General features: G+C 33.5%; 16 protein-coding genes. 14 read left to right on the top strand and 2 right to left on the bottom strand.

Annotation, left to right across the window (positions count from 1 at the left end; all coding sequences use genetic code 11):
• The first annotated feature begins 219 nt into the window (after positions 1–219).
• The 14 genes from RWZ86_RS02965 (at position 220) to RWZ86_RS02900 (ending at position 12,490) form a co-directional block, all read left to right on the top strand.
• On the top strand, positions 220–1,293 hold the full coding sequence (locus RWZ86_RS02965; RefSeq protein WP_314679858.1) for a D-alanine--D-alanine ligase: 1,074 nt from the start codon (positions 220–222) through the stop codon (positions 1,291–1,293).
• A gap of 47 nt (positions 1,294–1,340) precedes the next feature.
• The gene (murF, locus tag RWZ86_RS02960) at positions 1,341–2,729 is read left to right on the top strand and encodes a UDP-N-acetylmuramoyl-tripeptide--D-alanyl-D-alanine ligase (protein ID WP_314679857.1); all 1,389 of its coding nucleotides are present in this window, start codon (positions 1,341–1,343) and stop codon (positions 2,727–2,729) included.
• A 250-nt stretch (positions 2,730–2,979) separates the two neighbouring features.
• On the top strand, positions 2,980–4,509 hold the full coding sequence (locus tag RWZ86_RS02955; protein WP_314256170.1) for a DEAD/DEAH box helicase: 1,530 nt from the start codon (positions 2,980–2,982) through the stop codon (positions 4,507–4,509).
• A 130-nt stretch (positions 4,510–4,639) separates the two neighbouring features.
• Entirely contained in the window at positions 4,640–5,020 is a 381-nt protein-coding gene (gene acpS, locus RWZ86_RS02950; protein ID WP_314679855.1) for a holo-ACP synthase, read from the top strand.
• Between the two features lie 4 nt (positions 5,021–5,024).
• Complete coding sequence (gene alr / locus RWZ86_RS02945; protein WP_314679853.1) at positions 5,025–6,143, top strand: alanine racemase; 1,119 nt, start codon at positions 5,025–5,027, stop codon at positions 6,141–6,143.
• A gap of 15 nt (positions 6,144–6,158) precedes the next feature.
• A complete protein-coding gene (locus tag RWZ86_RS02940) occupies positions 6,159–6,497 on the top strand; it encodes a type II toxin-antitoxin system PemK/MazF family toxin (RefSeq protein WP_314679851.1) in 339 nt (112 codons plus the stop codon).
• 139 nt (positions 6,498–6,636) lie between these two features.
• Positions 6,637–7,731: an ABC transporter permease gene (locus RWZ86_RS02935; RefSeq protein WP_314679848.1), complete on the top strand. Its 1,095-nt coding sequence runs from the start codon at positions 6,637–6,639 to the stop codon at positions 7,729–7,731.
• Position 7,732: 1 nt separating this feature from the next.
• The gene (locus RWZ86_RS02930) at positions 7,733–8,410 is read left to right on the top strand and encodes an ABC transporter ATP-binding protein (protein WP_314679846.1); all 678 of its coding nucleotides are present in this window, start codon (positions 7,733–7,735) and stop codon (positions 8,408–8,410) included.
• Between the two features lie 35 nt (positions 8,411–8,445).
• The gene (locus RWZ86_RS02925) at positions 8,446–9,129 is read left to right on the top strand and encodes a response regulator transcription factor (protein WP_314679844.1); all 684 of its coding nucleotides are present in this window, start codon (positions 8,446–8,448) and stop codon (positions 9,127–9,129) included.
• Positions 9,122–10,186, top strand: a complete 1,065-nt coding sequence (locus RWZ86_RS02920; protein WP_314679843.1) for a HAMP domain-containing sensor histidine kinase — start codon at positions 9,122–9,124, stop codon at positions 10,184–10,186. The genes RWZ86_RS02925 and RWZ86_RS02920 overlap by 8 nt, the downstream gene beginning before the upstream one ends.
• Positions 10,187–10,334: 148 nt before the next feature.
• Positions 10,335–10,673: a hypothetical protein gene (locus RWZ86_RS02915; RefSeq protein ID WP_314679841.1), complete on the top strand. Its 339-nt coding sequence runs from the start codon at positions 10,335–10,337 to the stop codon at positions 10,671–10,673.
• A 52-nt stretch (positions 10,674–10,725) separates the two neighbouring features.
• Positions 10,726–10,947, top strand: coding sequence for a type II toxin-antitoxin system RelB family antitoxin (gene relB / locus RWZ86_RS02910; RefSeq protein ID WP_314679839.1), 222 nt, complete (start codon positions 10,726–10,728; stop codon positions 10,945–10,947).
• Between the two features lie 269 nt (positions 10,948–11,216).
• Complete coding sequence (locus RWZ86_RS02905) at positions 11,217–11,618, top strand: GNAT family N-acetyltransferase (RefSeq protein WP_314679837.1); 402 nt, start codon at positions 11,217–11,219, stop codon at positions 11,616–11,618.
• A gap of 638 nt (positions 11,619–12,256) precedes the next feature.
• Positions 12,257–12,490: a hypothetical protein gene (locus RWZ86_RS02900; RefSeq protein WP_314679835.1), complete on the top strand. Its 234-nt coding sequence runs from the start codon at positions 12,257–12,259 to the stop codon at positions 12,488–12,490.
• 84 nt (positions 12,491–12,574) lie between these two features.
• Here the strand turns inward: RWZ86_RS02900 and RWZ86_RS02895 are convergent, their stop codons facing one another.
• Both RWZ86_RS02895 and RWZ86_RS02890 read right to left on the bottom strand, forming a co-directional pair.
• The gene (locus tag RWZ86_RS02895) at positions 12,575–13,519 is read right to left on the bottom strand and encodes a LacI family DNA-binding transcriptional regulator (RefSeq protein ID WP_314679833.1); all 945 of its coding nucleotides are present in this window, start codon (positions 13,517–13,519) and stop codon (positions 12,575–12,577) included.
• A 10-nt stretch (positions 13,520–13,529) separates the two neighbouring features.
• Entirely contained in the window at positions 13,530–14,339 is an 810-nt protein-coding gene (locus RWZ86_RS02890; protein ID WP_314679831.1) for an HAD family hydrolase, read from the bottom strand.
• Positions 14,340–14,860: the final 521 nt, after the last annotated feature.

Genomic DNA, 14,860 nt, shown 5'->3' with positions numbered 1-14,860 from the left:
TCAATAGCTATTGTCAATACTGAGTTATTGGCAGAAGAATGTATAAATTAATAATCGGAAATCTGATGAAGAGTCAAGTTCGCTTGGCTCTTTTTATATTTTCTAAAGGTGTTTTGGCAAAATGTGAGTACCTTGTCAGTTTATAGTGCATTTGATATACTAGTATATGAACTATGAAAGAAGTATCTAGATAAGATAGTTCTAGTTGGAGGATTGTTTATGAAAATTATAGTCGTTTATGGCGGCAAAAGTGCTGAACATGATATTTCAATTTTAACGGCTTTTTCAATTATTAAAGAAATCTATTTTGATTATTATGAAGTTCAACCTGTCTATATTAATCGAAAAGGAGAATGGCTAAAAGGTGAACCGTTAACAGGTCCTGTAGCTTTTTCTGAAGCATTAAGATTAGAAGCAAGTCAAGAAGCTCACTTTGCAACGAGCGAAGGAGAAGTTTCAAAGGGTGTACTTGTAACTCCATATGATTTAAAAGAAGAGGAATGTGTTGTTTTCCCTGTTTTACATGGACCAAATGGAGAGGATGGAACAATTCAAGGATTGTTTGAAATGATGGATGTTCCTTATGTTGGTTGTGGAGTATTAGCAAGTGCTTGTGGAATGGATAAAATTACAAGTAAACAATTATTCCAACAAGCAGGATTACCACAATTACCATATGTTCCGTTTAATAAAACTCAATGGAAACAAAATCCTGAAAGTATTTATAATAAAATTGAAGGAACATTAATTTACCCAGTATTTGTTAAACCAGCCAATATGGGATCAAGTGTAGGAATTTCAAAAGCGGAAAATCGTGATGAATTAACGAATGCAATTGTTGAAGCGTTGAAATATGACCGTCGAATTGTCGTAGAACAAGGGATTGAAGCAAGAGAAATTGAGTGTGCGGTTCTTGGAAATGACGAAGCGAACACTTCTGTTGTAGGGGAAATTGTTAAAACAAGTGGATTTTATGATTACAATGAAAAATATGTCAACAATACTGTCACATTAGAAATTCCAGCACAAATTTCGGATGAAGTTTCTGCAAAAGTAAGAGAATATTCTGCAAAAGCATTCCGTGCTATTGATGGTAGTGGACTAACAAGATGTGATTTCTTCTTAACAGAAACAAATGATATTTACATTAATGAAGTAAATACTTTACCAGGATTTACTCAATTTAGTATGTATCCACTTCTTTGGGAGAAAACAGGGATTTCTTACAAAGATTTAGTTGAAGAATTAATTCAGTTAGCTTTAAAACGTTATAAAGATCGACAAAATGGATAAGAAAGGCGCCTCACAGAGGCGCTTTTTGTGAGAGAGGAAGAAAAAATATGGCAATCGGAACAGTTGCACAAATTGTAAAAGCTGTGAAAGCAATCGATTATCAAACTGATTATCGATTTGATATTATTGAATCAGTTTCATTTGATACAAGAAAACTAACGAAAAATAGTTTGTTTATTCCGTTAAAAGGACAAACAGATGGACATGATTACATTGAACAAGCAATTGAAAAAGGCGCAAAAGCTGTTTTTTGGGGAAGACAAGACCAAACTCCTCCAGAAGGAATTTGTGCGATTTGGGTGGATGATCCACTAGAAGCTTTCCAAGAATTAGCGAAATGGTATTTAGAAAAAGTTCAACCGAATGTTATCGGCATTACAGGTAGTTCAGGAAAAACGACAACAAAAGATATGACGGCTGCAGTACTTTCTAGTCGTTATCGTATTTATAAAACACAAGGGAATTTTAATAATGATATTGGATTACCTCAAACAATTTTAGATATGCCAGAAGATACAGAACAATTAGTATTAGAAATGGGTATGAGTGATTTTGGTGAAATTGAGTTTCTAAGCAAACTAGCAAAACCTTCGGTAGCCGTCATTACTTTAATTGGTGAATCCCATATGGAAAATTTAGGTAGTCGACAAGGGATTGCTAAAGCAAAATTAGAAATCCTAAAAGGATTACACGAAAAAGGAAGTATCATCTTCCCAGCAAATGAGACTTTATTAGAACAGGAATTAGAAGAAATGAAGGCAGAAGAACACTTTAAGGTTTTACCGTTTGGAGAAGGTGCTAACAGTGTGATTCAAGCTGAAAATATTCAATTATTTGAAGACCATACTATTTTTGATTTACTGAAACCTGCCAAACATTCTGTTCAACTACCTGTATTAGGAGCTTATAATGTCAATAATGCGCTCGCTGCTCTTCAAGTAGGATTAGAATGTGGGGTACCATTAGAACAAGCCATTGAAGCGATTCAACAGTTTGAATTAACAAAAAATCGTACGCAGTGGGTAGATGGCATTCATGGTTCGAAAATCTTAAATGATGCCTATAATGCAAGCCCAATTGCGATGAAATCTGTGATTCAATCCTTTACATCCGTAGCTTCTAATGGACGTAAAATTGTTGTATTAGGAGATATTCGTGAATTAGGAGAACAGTCAAAAGCATTACACGCAAGTATTTCTGAAGTAATGTTCCCAGAGAACATTCAAGAAGTGTATTTATACGGAGAAGAAATGAGTGCTTTATATAAAGCGTTAAAATCTCGTTTTGAATCATCTCACTTACATTATGTTGAAAGTGATAAAGCAGCATTGACTCAATTATTAAAAGAAGATTTACAACAAAATGACCAAGTGTTAGTGAAATCAAGTAATGGTACAGGATTATTAGCAGTTGTAGAGGCATTAAAAGAAGCATAATTTTGTTTTGATCAGTATTTCATTTGTGAAATCAAAGGGCTTTTCTTTGCAATCTATCTTTGAACATGCTATAGTACTTGGAGAGTTGAGAAGTTTACACAAATGTAATGATATATATCATGAAGATTTAACAAGTAATATTGTATAATCTCGTAATGTTCAGAAGTCTGGAGCTCTTTGCTGTTCCAGACTTTTATTGTGAAGGTAAAATACCTCGTGTGCTTCTCTTCAGCAGTACAAGGAGGAAAATATGAAATTTAATGAATTAGGCTTAGATTCAGCCTTATTAGAATCAATTGAAAAAATGGGGTTTGAGGAAGCAACACCGATCCAATCACAAACAATTCCATTAGCCTTAGCAGGTAAAGACGTGATTGGTCAAGCGCAAACAGGTACAGGGAAAACAGCTTCTTTTGGATTACCAATGCTTCAAAAAATTAATCTTCGTAATCGTAAAGTACAAGGATTAGTCATTGCTCCAACACGTGAGTTAGCGATTCAAACACAAGAAGAATTATATCGCTTAGGAAAAGATAAAAAAATTCATGTACAAGCTGTTTATGGTGGAGCAGATATTGGTCGTCAAATTCGCCAATTAAAAGAGCAACCACATATCGTAGTAGGAACACCTGGACGTTTATTAGACCACATTTCTAGAAAAACACTTCGCTTAGATAATATTGAAACATTAGTATTAGATGAAGCGGATGAAATGTTAAACATGGGATTTTTAGATGATATCGAATCAATTATTAAATTAGTTCCAGAAAATCGCCAAACGTTATTATTCTCTGCTACAATGCCAGATGATATTAAACGAATTGGAGTTCAGTTTATGAAAGAACCTGAACATGTTCGTATTAAATCAAGTGAGATGACAGCGACATTAATTGATCAATATTTTGTAAAATGTAAAGATTTCGAAAAATTTGATATTATGACTCGCTTATTAGATGTTCAAACACCGGAATTAACGATTGTATTCGGTCGTACAAAACGTCGTGTTGATGAATTAGCACGTGGACTTGAAATGCGTGGTTATCGTGCAGAAGGAATTCATGGAGATTTAAGTCAACAAAAACGTATGAGCGTTTTACGTGATTTTAAGAATAATCATTTAGATATTTTAGTGGCAACAGACGTAGCTGCACGTGGATTAGATATTTCAGGTGTAACACATGTTTATAACTACGATATTCCACAAGATCCTGAAAGTTATGTTCACCGTATTGGACGTACAGGACGTGCGGGACAAGAAGGGATGTCCGTTACTTTTGTAACACCAAATGAAATGGATTATTTACGTGTCATTGAAGATTTAACTCGTAAGAGAATGACTGCATTACGTCCACCAACTCAAATGGAAGCATTAGAAGGACAAATGAAATCTGCCATTGAGCAAATTGATGAAAAAATGAAATCAGTAGATACTCGTCGCTTCAAAGAAGCTATTTCGTATTTATTAGATGAATATGAAGCAGATGAATTAGCAGCATTATTAGTGAGTGGAATGATTAAAGACCCAACAGAAATTCCTGTAAAAATTACTCCAGAACGTCCATTACCAAGCCGTAAACGTGGCAATAGCCGTGGAAACTACAACCGTAGTGACCGTAAAGATAATCGTGGACGTAATGGTAAAGGAAGCTTCAAACGTAAAGAAGACCGCCGTGGTCGTGGGTTAGATGAAGAATATACTCGTGGATATAAGAGTAAAGATTCTCGCCGTAGAAATCATAAAAAGAAATCTGACAAAGGATTTACAATCCGTCAAAAATAATCAATAAGAAGACGACTTCGGTCGTCTTTTTTAGTGGAGAAATTTACTAAAGATTAGTAAAAAATTCTGACAAATGCGATTTCATTTGATACAATAAGAGATACATTATGTTTTTAAAGGGAGTATTGAGATGGCGATTATTGGTGTCGGAATGGATGCAATTGAATTATCACGAATTGAAAAAATTGTAGTACAAGATTCCTCCTTCATTCAACGAGTGTTAACTCCAAAGGAATATGCTGTGTATGAAACTTTAGGAATCAAAAGAAAAGTAGAATATTTAGCAGGAAGATTTGCCGCTAAAGAAGCGTATTCTAAAGCCTTAGGTACTGGAATAGGAAAAGCTGTTTCTTTTCAAGATGTTGAAATTCTAAATGCTGAAAATGGACAACCTTTATTAACAGCTCCGCATCCTTATCAAAAACATGTAAGTATTACGCATACAAATCATGATGCGTATGCTGTCGTTATTTTAGAAGAGACTCCCTCAAATATAGAAGAAAGAAAGTGAAGATATGTTTCCTGCGATTCATAGGAATACACGTGTAACTATTAATTTAAATGCGATTCAACAAAATATTAAAGCTGTAAAAAAACATTATCCAAATACAGATATTTTTGCCGTAGTAAAGGCAAATTCTTATGGGCATGGAATGATAGAAGTCGCTAAAGCAGCTCGTGAAGAAGGAGTTGCGGGATTTTGCGTGGCATTGTTAGATGAAGCCATTCAATTAAGACAAGAAGGATTCTATGAACCCATTCTGATTTTAGGAATTAGTCGATTAGAAGATGTGCCAATTCTTTGTGAGTATCGTATTTCGACAACGGTTAGTTTGCTAGATTGGTTAGAAAAAGCTCAGGCTCTAATTCCAGATGGAAAGAAACTGATTGTACATTTAGCCATTGATACGGGTATGGGAAGAATTGGAGTTCGAACACCGGAACAAGTTCAAGTTGTGGAACAATTTTTAAGAGAATATGATTCTCAATTTATTTTTGAAGGAATCTTTACTCATTTTGCGACTGCTGATGAAGCAGATACGAGTCAGTTTGAATATCAATTAGCACGATTTAACGAGTGTGTTGAAGCTTTAGAACATCGTCCAACTTATGTTCATTGTTCGAATTCAGCTGCAGCTATTTGGCATGAAGGATTAACAACCAATGTCATTCGATGGGGAATTGGTTTGTATGGATTAAACCCTTCTAATGGAGGGTTAAGACTTCCGGATACATTACAATTAGAAGAAGCATTAACTTGGGAAACAGAGATTGTTTATGTAAAACAACTACATGCAGGGGATACGATTAGCTATGGTGCTACGTATACTTGTAGTGAGGATGAATGGATTGCTACATTACCAGTGGGATATGCAGATGGCTATCTTCGTGCGTATGCTCCTGGTGAAGTAATTGTTTCAGGAGTAAGATGTCCAATAGTTGGTCGAGTATGTATGGATCAATTTATGATTCGTCTTCCTTATGAAATGCCAGTGGGAACTAAGGTAACTTTATTAGGAAAAGAAGGAAACGAATATATAACGGCAGAAGAATTGTCTCATAGAAGCCATACAATTTCATACGAATCACTTTGCTTAATTAGTGATCGTGTGCCAAGAATTTATAAATCATGATTAGGAGAAAGATAGATGGTAAAAAGAGGAGAAGTATATTTAGCGGACTTATCTCCTGTAGTAGGAAGTGAACAGGGTGGAAGACGCCCCGTTCTAATTGTTCAAAATGATGTTGGGAATCATTTTAGTACAACGGTAATTGTTGCTGCGATAACAGCAAAACATGAAAAGGCAAATTTACCAACCCATATTGAAATTCAAAAAGATCAATTTCAATTTAGTAAGGAATCAACGGTGTTGTTGGAACAAGTTCGCACCATTGATAAAGTTCGATTAATTGAAAAAATAACAGAAGTTGATGATGCCTTTATGGAAAAAGTAAATGAAGGTCTCAGAATTAGTTTCGGAATTTAAAAGTATAGATGAAAATGACGGGATAAGAAAGTAAAATTTCTTATCCCGTATTTTTTGTCTCAATGACTCCAATGTCATATTCAGGTCATATTTCTCTTTTATAGTAAATACATCAATTGAGAATAAAGGAGAAATTTACATGAAAATAGCATGGAATGAAATTAAATATCAACCGAAAAAATTTATTTTAATCGAGGTATTGATTGTCATTATGATGTTTATGGTCATCTTTTTATCTGGATTAACAAATGGATTAGGAAGAACAATTACTGCACAAATTGAAAACTTTGGTGAAGTACAATATATTCTTTTAAAAGATTCAGAAGGAGTGATTCCTTTTTCAAATTTTACAAGTCAAAGTTTAACAGAAATTGAAGCATTAAATTTAGAAGAATCGTTTGGCTTAGTCATTCAACGTTCTTCTTTATCAAAAGAAAATGAAGACAGCACTCAAGATGTAACATTTTTTGCAGTGGATCACTTAAATCAAGTATCTGGCAAAGTTGAAACAATAGATTACTCATTAGAAAAATTAGGAAATCAAGAAGTGGTATTAGAAGAATCGTATAAGGAAAAAGGTATTTCAGTAGGAGATACCATTCAAGATAAAGCGTCAAAAGAAAGTTTAACAGTTGTAGCTTTTGCAAAAAATGCTAAATATGGACATAGTTCCATTGCATTTGTCACTGCAGAAACATATGAAGCGATGCGTCAAAAAAATGATCCTAATTATACTTGGAAACCACAAACAATTGTAACAAACCAAGCGGTTGATTCCAATCAATTGTCTAATCAACTAATCGTATTTCAACCAAAACAATTAATTAAGAAAATCCCAGGATATACAGCTGAAAATATGACATTAACGATGATTACATGGGTATTACTAGTAGCGTCTTCCGCTATTTTAGGAGTGTTTTTCTACATTTTAACATTGCAAAAATTACAACAATTTGGTGTGTTAAAAGCTATTGGAATGTCGATGAAACAAATTACAGCCATTCAATTATCTCAAATCGGTATTTTATCAGTTATTGGAGTTGGAGTCGGATTGGCTTTAGCATTTGCCATGGCATTAGTTCTTCCAAGTGCGATGCCGTTTTATATGACTTTACAAGGAAATGTCACGATTGCATTGAGCTTTATTCTTATCTCTGTTCTATGTGGAGCGTTATCGATTTTAAAAATTAAACAAGTAGATCCAATTGAAGTCATTGGTGGAAAGGGTGAATAGTATGTCAGTTATTGAGTTGAAAAATATTACAAAATCATTTATGGACGGAATGCAAAAAAGAGAAATTCTTCATGATTTGGATTTAACCGTGAATAAAGGGGAATTTGTTGCCATTGTTGGGCCTTCTGGTTCAGGGAAATCAACCTTCTTGTCGATTGCTGGATTATTATTATCTTCTGATTCAGGAGAAATTCGTATTGCAAATCAAAATTTAACGAATGTAACGCAAAGCGAATGGACTAAAAAACGTCTAGAATTATTAGGGTTTATTTTCCAAGATCATCAATTATTATCTTATATGACAGTTGGAGATCAATTAGAAGAGGTTTCTAAATTAAAGGGACAAAAAGATTCTGCTAAACGTAAAGAAGAAGTTCAAACATTATTAAAAGAATTAGGGGTAGAGGGGTGTTATCATTTATACCCAAATCAAATTTCTGGTGGGCAAAAACAAAGAGTTGCCATTGCACGAGCATTTATCGGGAATCCTCAATTAATTTTAGCAGATGAACCAACGGCGAGTTTGGATCCGGAAAAAGCACAGGAAATTGCTCAATTAATTCAAAGAGAAGTAAAAGAAAAACAAAAGAGTGCCATTATGGTTACTCACGACCGTTCAGTATTAGAATATGTGGACACTGTCTATGAGTTGAAAAAAGGAAGTTTAGTTCGTCTGTAAGAAATATGCTATAATGTTCCTGACAAGGAGGCACTATGTTTAGTATATTAGTTTGTGAAGATGATTTTGCGATAAAAACAATGATTTTTACAAAATTAAAGCAAGAAAATTACTCTGTCTATACTGCTCAAAATGGACAAGAAGCTTTGTATTTGATGGAGAAACAACAGATTGATTTAGTCATTTCAGATATTATGATGCCTGAAATGGATGGTTATGAATTCGTTCAAACATTGAGAGAAACGAAGCATACATTGCCAATCTTAATGATTACAGCAAAATCTCAATTAGAATCGTTAGAAGAAGCTTTTAAATTAGGGGTGGATGACTATATGGTGAAGCCTCTACGATTAGAAGAACTCGTTTTAAGAGTGAAAGCATTACTGAGAAGATCTCAACTAGAAGCAGAAAAAGTGCTGACGTTTACTCACACTCGATTAGATTACAATGCCTTAACAATGATGGATTTAACAACAGGAGAACAAGTACAAATTCCCCCAAAAGAATTTTTCTTATTATACAAATTATTAAGTCATCCTGAAAAAATCTTTACACGATTAGATTTGTTAGATGATATATGGGGAATGGAAGAAGACTATGATGAACGTTTAGTTGATGCTTGTATTAAAAGAATTCGTCAAAAACTAAAAGGGAACGAAGATTTCGATATTGTAACGGTTAGAGGATTAGGCTATAAAGGAACAATCAAACATGGATAAACAAAAAGAAATTCAATTTTCACTTCGAAAATATTTTGTCCGCTTATTTTTTATGATATTAGTAGCGACCAGTTTTATTGGAGTAGCGGTCATATTTTTCTTGAAAAATCTGTTAAAAATCGAAACAAGTTTAACGACCTGGTTACTGATTTTTAGCGGAACGATTATTGTGATTGGAAGTTTAGTGATGTGGTGGGGATCCGTTCATTTAACACGTCCGATTTCTGATTTGAATGAATCTGTTAAATCAATTTCAAAAGGGAACTATAATCATAAAATCTATCGTAGACAGTATCCAAAAGACACTGCGAAATATCATAATGAAATTGATCAATTAGCTCGAAATATCAATCAGATGGCTGAAGATTTAAAGAAGAATAGCCAACACCGTGCAGATTTTATTGCGAATTTTTCCCATGAATTAAAAACTCCTATTGCAGCATTAGTAGGAGTAAGTGATTTACTAGCAGATGAAAAATTAGATGAAGTTACAAGAAGGGACTTAACTCATATTTTACAATCAGAAAGTATGAGGCTGAGTCGTTTATGTGATGATATTGTGACACTTACAAAAATGGAAAAAGACTTTTCACCGCAGAAAACAAGAGTTCAGATTGATGAACAAATTCGACATGCAGTTATTATGATGACGGAAAAGTGGAAAGAGAAAGACATTCACTTAACTCTTTCAAGTAAGCCTATCTATTGCCAAACAGATGCAGATTTGATGATGCAAGTTTGGACTAATTTAATTGATAATGCGATTAAATATTCTGGAGATACAGTCGAATTAAACATTATGATTTTTGAAGAAAATCAACAGGTTAAGGTTCAGATAGAAGATAAGGGAATTGGACTTTCTCCTGAAGCACAACGACATATTTTTGAACAATTTTATCAAGCAGAACACTCTCATGTTCAAGAAGGAAATGGATTAGGGCTTGCGATTGTTCAATCCATTGTGCATCGCCTAGGTGGTGAAATTTCGGTAGAAAGCGAACTAGGAAAAGGAAGCGTATTTGAAATTGTATTACCGATAGAAGACAAAACCTTATAAAATTGAAGCTCAACGAGTTCCTAAGGATGGGAGTTCGTTGAGTTTTTTATTTCAGATAGACTTAATAAAGGATTTTGATTGCTGAAAAGAAGTATTTCGTATATAGTTTGCATTGTAAGATAATATAAGAAAAAAAGAGGGATTTAATATGAGTCAATTTTATGTACATCGTGATCAAGTAAAACAAGCAAGTGAATCTTTAGAAGTAGCATTCCCCCTGGTGAAGGATTATTATAGTTTTGATTCTTACAAAGCATTAGCACATTTTATTTCAGGACATTGCTTCTCAGATGAAGATGAATGGAAGAGCACATTACCATTTGAAAGAGAATTTGAAATTTGGAAAGAAAGCTTTGAAGCAGATCAGTTAGAGTTAGACTATGACTTATTTATCGCAAGCTTATCTGAATACGATTATCAAACAATCTGTGAAGAGTATAAGGATGAGTTGCAAATTGACTATCGTGAAAGCGTAGAAGAGTTGTAAGATTAGAAGATAGGGTGGAAGATAGATTCAGCGAAGGTGAGGGACATACGGTATGATAGTATCAATTAGTCTTAGCAAAGAGGAAGAACAATTATTCAAAAACTATGCTGAATTATCAGGAGTAGATTTGTCCACTTTATTTAAACGAGCGCTATTTGAAAAGATTGAATTAGAATATGAGTTGAAGACGGTTGCTGAATATGAAAAAGAAAAAGCAAATGGGACGCTAGAGCTGTTTGATGTGGAAGAAGTTTTGGCTGAATTAGGGGAGTAGAGCTAGTTTAGGAAGATTTTTTATCTCTCAGGCTAATGGTAAAATGTTGACTTTGTGGACGTGTGTTTTGCAGTAGCTACAAAGTTTCAATAATCATGAACAGTTGTTAATTGGCTGGTCATGATTTTTTATTTAGATTGAAATAAAATCTATGTCCAAAACAGCAAACAATCTAAAGCAAGTTTGTATAGAATAGCCTTTATAGAATACATAGCTTGCCTTTAAGTGTTATAATGAGTGTACAAAAAGGTATTGGAGGAATTATTATTATGGAATTTATTCATAATGTTCCAAGTGTCGAAGCTTATAATCAATTGAGAGTTAATTCTGGAATGAATAGTACTAAACCAAATTCTGAAGTTAAAAAGGCATTGGAAGGGACTCTTTTCGCAGTGTCTGTTTATGAGGATAATGAACTTATTGGACTAGGAAGAGTTGTAGGTGATGGCGGAATCACTTTTGTCGTGTCTGATATTATGGTGGATAAAAAGTTCCAAAGACGTGGAATTGCCAATAAAATGATGGAAATCATTGATCAATGGTTTGATGAAAATACACATGAGAGTAGTTTTATTACTTTGGTAGCCAAAGTTCCGGCAAATAAGCTTTATAGCAAACATCATTTCTGTTATCTCCCAGAAAATCGAGTTGGAATGATTAGAGATAAATAATGATAAAAATAATTTCTGAGATGTTGTAGTATTATTTACTTAAATTATAGAAATAATTTACAAAGTATTTATTTAGAAGTAGAATATAGAAAAAGTAAAAGTAGAAAAATATCGGGCCCTACACACCCTAACGGGTTCCTGAGAGGTGGGGAATGCCCGTCCCACTTACTTTGTAGCACTTAACACTTGTTAAGTGCTTTTTTTATAAAAAAAGCATCTAGTAAAGACTAGATGCCAACCTAGGCGGGACCGCCTGTGGTCGCCCGCATTTCTCGACACATCTCATATGAGATGCCGCGTTGGAGACGGATACTTTTCAACCTCTAAGTTCAAAAATAGAATATACTACTTTTGGTTCAGTGTAAAGAAATAAGATTAAAGATTTTTACCGTAATGTGAATTGTTCTTAAGTAGTAAAACACATTGAATAAATTTTTTTGATTTTTATTGCCGTAAACGAGTTCTTTCATAATAGTTAACCTGTTTCTGAGTTGATTGTCTTACTACTTGTTTGAAAGCTAGGAACAAGTTGAATGGGTTAAATACAAGCGTTATAATACAGATAGAAAATGAAAGCAACGATAGAATTTAATGGATAAAAAATATAAAGAAAATTTCAACAAAGGAGACGAAACACAATGAAAAAACTAACAATGATTGAGAAATGTAAATTGATAGCAACAGTTTTAAAAAGTGATTTAACTCCAGAAGAAAAAGCTGAAAAATTATCTATATTAAAAGATGATTATGAATTTGAGACTTTTGCAAAAATGACATTTCATGATTTGTATATTGCTCTATTAGACCATTTAGGCATTGAAGAATATAAAGGGGATAACGTACGAATCAAACACATAGCTCGTGTGTTCTAAAAGTAAATTTTATCCAAGCACTTAACTCTTGTTAAGTGTTTTTTTGCATAAAAAAGCACCTAGTAAAGACTAGATGCTTTATGTTTAATTGTCTTGAGTTAAAAATTCTGAGATTAAAACTTCTTGGCTGATTGATTCAGATAAAGCTTGTTTAAAAGCTAATTTTCCTAATGAATAGGATTTGTGATCTATCGTTGGAAGTTTTAAAAGTTGTCCAACTAGTAAATGTTCTTGACCAATAATATAAGGACATTCTTTTCCGCTTTCTTCATAACCTTTTATCAAGCCTACCGCAACTTCATCACTTGTAGCTAATATACCATCTATACGAGTATCGTTTACTAAATTACGAGATAAATTTAAACCATCATTAAAATCATGAATATTTCCAAATACCCTATGCGGAGTCGATTGTTGTCCATAAACATCGTGATACGCTAATAATGCAGTCTGATATGTAGCGGATGATTCATTAATTCGTGAAAATAATAATACTAAGTTCTCTAGGTTACGTACTTTCATATCAGAAAAAGCCTTGAAAAATGAAGTGTAGCGGTCAAGGTAAGCAGAAGATAGGGAGTTAGTTTCCTGTAATTTTTCACAAACCACTATTCGTCCATATTTTGCATAAGTTTCAATAGTATCAAGACTAATAGCTCTTGATGTGAAGATTAAGGCATCGATAGCTTCTGTTTTGAGTTGGTTCAGGTAGGAAAGTTCTAATGCTTGATTGTAATCTGAAGGCATCATAACAAGTTCATAGTCAGTAGCTTTAGCGGCATCTAGAAGCCCATTTATCAATTGTGTAAAATAAGGATGGCGTGTGTGGGGAATGACAATACCTATTTTTTGTGTTTTTCCTTTACTGAGATCTCTAGCGATTTGATTTGGCATGTAATCCAATTTTTCTATAAGTGCCAATACTTTTTGTCGTGTCTCATCAGAAACATGGGGATGATGATTGATAACACGGGAAACTGTTGATTTAGCCACGCCTGCCTTTTTAGCTATTTCACTAATACTTGTCATTATAATTCTCCTACTTTAAATATTTATGAATGCCATATCCTACACCATCTTCATCATTAGACTTCGTAATTTTATAAGCTATAGCTTTGATATCGTCAAAAGCATTGTCCATAACAATAGGGTAGCCTATCATTTCAAGCATAGGCAAGTCATTATGTCCGTCACCAAATGCAGCAGTTTCTTCTTTAACTAATTGTTCTTTTCGAAGGATATGAGAAATTCCTTGAGATTTTTTTGCTAAGAGATGAGTAATTTCGAGATAGGCTTTACCTGACCGTTGAATCGTAATTTCTGGTAAGTATAAACTTTGAAGATATTTTTCTAATTCTCGAATACTTTCCTCATCAAAAGAAATCATCATAATTTTAAAAGTATTTGCTTGTCCTTCTAAAAACTGTTCTTCACTATCTATAATTGTTGGTGCTTGACGAGTTAAATTTTGTTCATATTGGATTCCATCATCTATTTTATCACAATACCATTTATTAAGATCGTAATAAGATAAACTAACTTGAGGAAAATGTTGACGAATTCCTTTTAACAATTGTTTTACGGTGTTAATTTTAATGGTTTGTGCATGAATCGGTACAACTTGATTATGATTGCCTATTGTATAAATTAAGCCTCCATTGAAAGCAACTTGGGCACCTTTTAATTGAAGGGCGTTTATAGCATCTCTCATTTCCATAGGAGCTCTGGCAGATACTAATGTTACAGGAATTCCTGCTTCACGTATTAAGGCAGCATTGCTTTCATTTACCTGTCCATTACTATTTAACAATGTTCCATCCATGTCACAAAAAATATGTTTGATTGTCATATAAATTACCTCGCTTTCTTATGAGGTCAGTATAAAACCTGGAACGCGTTCCAGGTCAAGTTTAACTTTTTAAAAAATAAACTTCAGAAGAAAGAAATAAAAAATATTTATAAATAGAGATGTTTATGAATTTGAAATAATTAAAAAGCACCTCACAAAAAGCAAGGCGCATTTTTTCATCTTAACCATAGGGGTCTTATTTTTATTTCTTAATATATATCTTTAGATTTTTCTTTAGACACACATTTATTCAAATATTTTAAAAACATTTAAAACCAAAACTTCCCATATTGTAAAACATTGATTCTAAAAGCTTTTCTTTAGTATCTGTTCCATGTTCCAAATTTGTTCCGTTTTTGTTCCGTGTTCCAACATTGTTCCAAAAAAACGGCTTCACTAGGAAAGTTAAAGACGTTGATTTGACAACGTTTTGCAATTTGAGGCAACATCAGGAAATATCAAAAACTGCCCCCTACAGGGCTCGAACCTGTGACCCATAGATTAAGAGTCTACTGCTCTAC

Origin of the sequence: uncultured Granulicatella sp., from assembly GCF_963545075.1 — a bacterium.
In the GTDB taxonomy this organism is placed as follows: domain Bacteria; phylum Bacillota; class Bacilli; order Lactobacillales; family Aerococcaceae; genus Granulicatella.
Note: the sequence above shows the minus strand (reverse complement) of the source record. Positions and strands in the feature narration are given on the sequence as shown.

What these genes read in the sequence shown, in the direction of transcription:
- RWZ86_RS02965 (WP_314679858.1), top strand. Translation starts at nt 220, where the DNA reads ATGAAAATTATAGTCGTTTATGGCGGCAAAAGTGCTGAACATGATATT.
- murF (WP_314679857.1), top strand. Translation starts at nt 1,341, where the DNA reads ATGGCAATCGGAACAGTTGCACAAATTGTAAAAGCTGTGAAAGCAATC.
- RWZ86_RS02955 (WP_314256170.1), top strand. Translation starts at nt 2,980, where the DNA reads ATGAAATTTAATGAATTAGGCTTAGATTCAGCCTTATTAGAATCAATT.
- acpS (WP_314679855.1), top strand. Translation starts at nt 4,640, where the DNA reads ATGGCGATTATTGGTGTCGGAATGGATGCAATTGAATTATCACGAATT.
- alr (WP_314679853.1), top strand. Translation starts at nt 5,025, where the DNA reads ATGTTTCCTGCGATTCATAGGAATACACGTGTAACTATTAATTTAAAT.
- RWZ86_RS02940 (WP_314679851.1), top strand. Translation starts at nt 6,159, where the DNA reads ATGGTAAAAAGAGGAGAAGTATATTTAGCGGACTTATCTCCTGTAGTA.
- RWZ86_RS02935 (WP_314679848.1), top strand. Translation starts at nt 6,637, where the DNA reads ATGAAAATAGCATGGAATGAAATTAAATATCAACCGAAAAAATTTATT.
- RWZ86_RS02930 (WP_314679846.1), top strand. Translation starts at nt 7,733, where the DNA reads ATGTCAGTTATTGAGTTGAAAAATATTACAAAATCATTTATGGACGGA.
- RWZ86_RS02925 (WP_314679844.1), top strand. Translation starts at nt 8,446, where the DNA reads ATGTTTAGTATATTAGTTTGTGAAGATGATTTTGCGATAAAAACAATG.
- RWZ86_RS02920 (WP_314679843.1), top strand. Translation starts at nt 9,122, where the DNA reads ATGGATAAACAAAAAGAAATTCAATTTTCACTTCGAAAATATTTTGTC.
- RWZ86_RS02915 (WP_314679841.1), top strand. Translation starts at nt 10,335, where the DNA reads ATGAGTCAATTTTATGTACATCGTGATCAAGTAAAACAAGCAAGTGAA.
- relB (WP_314679839.1), top strand. Translation starts at nt 10,726, where the DNA reads ATGATAGTATCAATTAGTCTTAGCAAAGAGGAAGAACAATTATTCAAA.
- RWZ86_RS02905 (WP_314679837.1), top strand. Translation starts at nt 11,217, where the DNA reads ATGGAATTTATTCATAATGTTCCAAGTGTCGAAGCTTATAATCAATTG.
- RWZ86_RS02900 (WP_314679835.1), top strand. Translation starts at nt 12,257, where the DNA reads ATGAAAAAACTAACAATGATTGAGAAATGTAAATTGATAGCAACAGTT.
- RWZ86_RS02895 (WP_314679833.1), bottom strand. Translation starts at nt 13,519, where the DNA reads ATGACAAGTATTAGTGAAATAGCTAAAAAGGCAGGCGTGGCTAAATCA.
- RWZ86_RS02890 (WP_314679831.1), bottom strand. Translation starts at nt 14,339, where the DNA reads ATGACAATCAAACATATTTTTTGTGACATGGATGGAACATTGTTAAAT.